This is a genomic window from Tunicatimonas sp. (assembly GCF_049647865.1).
Lineage (GTDB): Bacteria > Bacteroidota > Bacteroidia > Cytophagales > Cyclobacteriaceae > Tunicatimonas.
Genome location: NZ_JBARYM010000050.1, coordinates 1 through 2,274 on the forward strand (window position 1 = coordinate 1; position 2,274 = coordinate 2,274).

Annotated in this window: 4 protein-coding genes; 2 read left to right on the forward strand and 2 right to left on the reverse strand. The window is 44.2% G+C overall.

Annotated elements, in window-relative coordinates; all coding sequences use genetic code 11:
- Window positions 1-127 precede the first annotated feature (127 nt).
- Both WBA23_RS01935 and WBA23_RS01940 read left to right on the forward strand, forming a co-directional pair.
- A complete protein-coding gene (locus tag WBA23_RS01935; RefSeq protein WP_424580552.1) occupies window positions 128-448 on the forward strand; it encodes a hypothetical protein in 321 nt (106 codons plus the stop codon).
- Window positions 449-489: 41 nt separating this feature from the next.
- Window positions 490-879 carry a tautomerase family protein gene (locus tag WBA23_RS01940; protein WP_424580553.1) on the forward strand — a complete coding sequence of 130 codons (390 nt, stop codon included), beginning with the start codon at window positions 490-492 and terminating at the stop codon, window positions 877-879.
- Between the two features lie 163 nt (window positions 880-1,042).
- On the opposite strand, the gene WBA23_RS01945 is transcribed toward WBA23_RS01940, so the two are convergent.
- Both WBA23_RS01945 and WBA23_RS01950 read right to left on the reverse strand, forming a co-directional pair.
- Window positions 1,043-1,735, reverse strand: coding sequence for a LytR/AlgR family response regulator transcription factor (locus tag WBA23_RS01945; protein WP_424580554.1), 693 nt, complete (start codon window positions 1,733-1,735; stop codon window positions 1,043-1,045).
- A partial coding sequence (locus WBA23_RS01950; RefSeq protein WP_424580555.1) for a sensor histidine kinase occupies window positions 1,732-2,274 on the reverse strand: 543 nt, incomplete at its 5' end. The genes WBA23_RS01945 and WBA23_RS01950, both read right to left, overlap by 4 nt.

Here is a 2,274-nt window from a genome sequence, read left to right on the forward strand (position 1 = left end):
AAAACAGGCAGCAATAGAGCGGACAGCCCTATGAATATATAGTTGAGGAGTAGTATATAAAGCAGGGGCATTCTGTTGGGATGCTCCTGCTTTTAAATAAATAGTAAACCCTAAAAACTAACGAACCATGAACCGGAATACCCTTACCCCACCCGCCAGTACTACGAGTGATACTACCACAGGAAACGTTCATTTCAACCGTATTGACCAACTAGTACGAACTATTCAACAGAACCGAAGGCATCTTCCTATTCGTCAGATTATCAAAAAGCTGTACCAAGACTTGGGAGAAGGCTTTCTGTATGATACGGTACAGGGGCACGGCTGGCGGAAGCCCCTTGGTTACGCCGGCGACTTTCTGATGATCGATAAAATTTATACCCGCTACACGTCCAACCAACCAATTGCAGACCTTTGGCTACGAGATGTTGAGACCTACATCTTATGAACTATTTCTTCACCACCAAACCTTTATTAACCAAAAAAACGATGTCTCAAGTAAAAATATACGGCCTTCGTCTCGCCGTTGAACCCATTCGTCAGGTTTTATCCGATACTATTCACGACTGTATGGTAGAGTGTCTCAAGATTCCTACTGATAAGAGGTTCCACCGATTTATCTTACTCAATAAAGAAGATTTCATCTACCCTGAATCTCGCTCGGAGTACTACCTCATAATTGAAGTACTCATGATCGCGGGAAGAAGTGAATCTACTAAGAAACAACTCATCAAAAGTCTATTCACCCAAATTACCGAGCGGGTGGGTATTGCTAATGAGAATGTGGAGATCTGCCTTATTGAAAGTCCTGCCGTAAACTGGGGCTTTCGGGGCATGACTGGCGACGAAGCATCTCTGCCTTACTCCACCAGTATCTAATCAGGCCAGGAACCAGTATCAGAAGAAGAACAGTTCGTTGACAATCTCTGCCTACTGCCCACCAGTGCAGTAAGCGCCCTAACTCAGTGGGCAGTGTATCCACTTTGATGGTAACTTTACCGAACTTTTTAAAACCTTTCCTCCCCTAAAAAACGAAGAAATGTTATCCGATTTGTTTGAGAAAGGCATCGCGATAGCTTAAGCCAATGGGCAAAGCTTGCCCTTTAATTGTTACCTCGTGCTGGTTATATGCGTCTATGTACGATAGCGCTACGGTAAATGACCGATGAATCCTGACGAAACGCTGGGGTAATAGCTGTTTGGTGAACGTGCCAATATTTCCTTTGACCACGATTTGCTTATCCTGCATATGAATCCGAACGTAATCTTTTAGGCTCTCAACATATACTATATCGTTGAGTACCACTTTGTGACGAGTTCGGTTGACATTACAAAATATATGTTCTGAACTCTCATCTGGTACAATACTGCTGGTAGACATTCTCTCACGATACCGATCAATCGCCCGCAGGAAGCGATCGAAGGAAATAGGTTTGAGTAAATAATCAATAATGTCCAGGTCGTAACCGTCTAGCGCATACTCTCGGTAAGCAGTCGTCAGAATAATCGAGGGTGGTTTACTGAGTGTTTTGATGAAATCAATTCCATTCAGAACGGGCATCTGGATGTCCAAGAAGATCAGGTCAACGGTTCTATCTTTTAGTAAATTAAATGCCTTCACGGCACTATGGCTGGTGCCAACGACCTCTAGCTGATCCACCATATTCGCGTATTTTTCCAATAGCTCAATGGCCGGTGGTTCATCGTCTACCAAAAGACATTTAATCTTACTCATGCTGCTAGCGGCGTAATCGAGAGCAATACTGAAAAAGAACACTCGAGATCATCGATGACCAGTTCGTGCTGGTCGGGATACACCAGATTGAGTTGCCTTTTGATATTGGTTAATCCAATGCCTGATTTATAAGCATCGTTGATACCGCCTGGGTACTGGCTCTTCGTGTTCCAGGCTTTGCAGAAAACGGCCGCGTTCTTCTCAGCTATTTCAATCTCAATCTTCGGAGAATCAATATCGCCACTGGCGCCGTGCTTGAACGCGTTTTCTACGATAGAGAGTAGGATCAGCGGTGAGATGAGAACCGACATATTTCCTTCTGTCTTAAAGTTCACACACAGTCGCTCTCCGTAGCGAATTTGTTCCAGCTTTAAGAAATGCTCAATGGTCTTCACTTCATCGCTGAGGAGTACCTCCTTATTTTGACTTTTGTACAACACGTAGTCCAGGATTCCGGATAGTTGCATAATCATGTGAGGGGCTCGGGGCGACTGATTGACTACAGATGAGTACAGGTTGTTGAGCGTATTGAAGAGGAA

Coding starts and splice junctions, on each gene's coding strand:
- WBA23_RS01935 (WP_424580552.1), top strand. CDS start 128: ATGAACCGGAATACCCTTACCCCACCCGCCAGTACTACGAGTGATACT.
- WBA23_RS01940 (WP_424580553.1), top strand. CDS start 490: ATGTCTCAAGTAAAAATATACGGCCTTCGTCTCGCCGTTGAACCCATT.
- WBA23_RS01945 (WP_424580554.1), bottom strand. CDS start 1,735: ATGAGTAAGATTAAATGTCTTTTGGTAGACGATGAACCACCGGCCATT.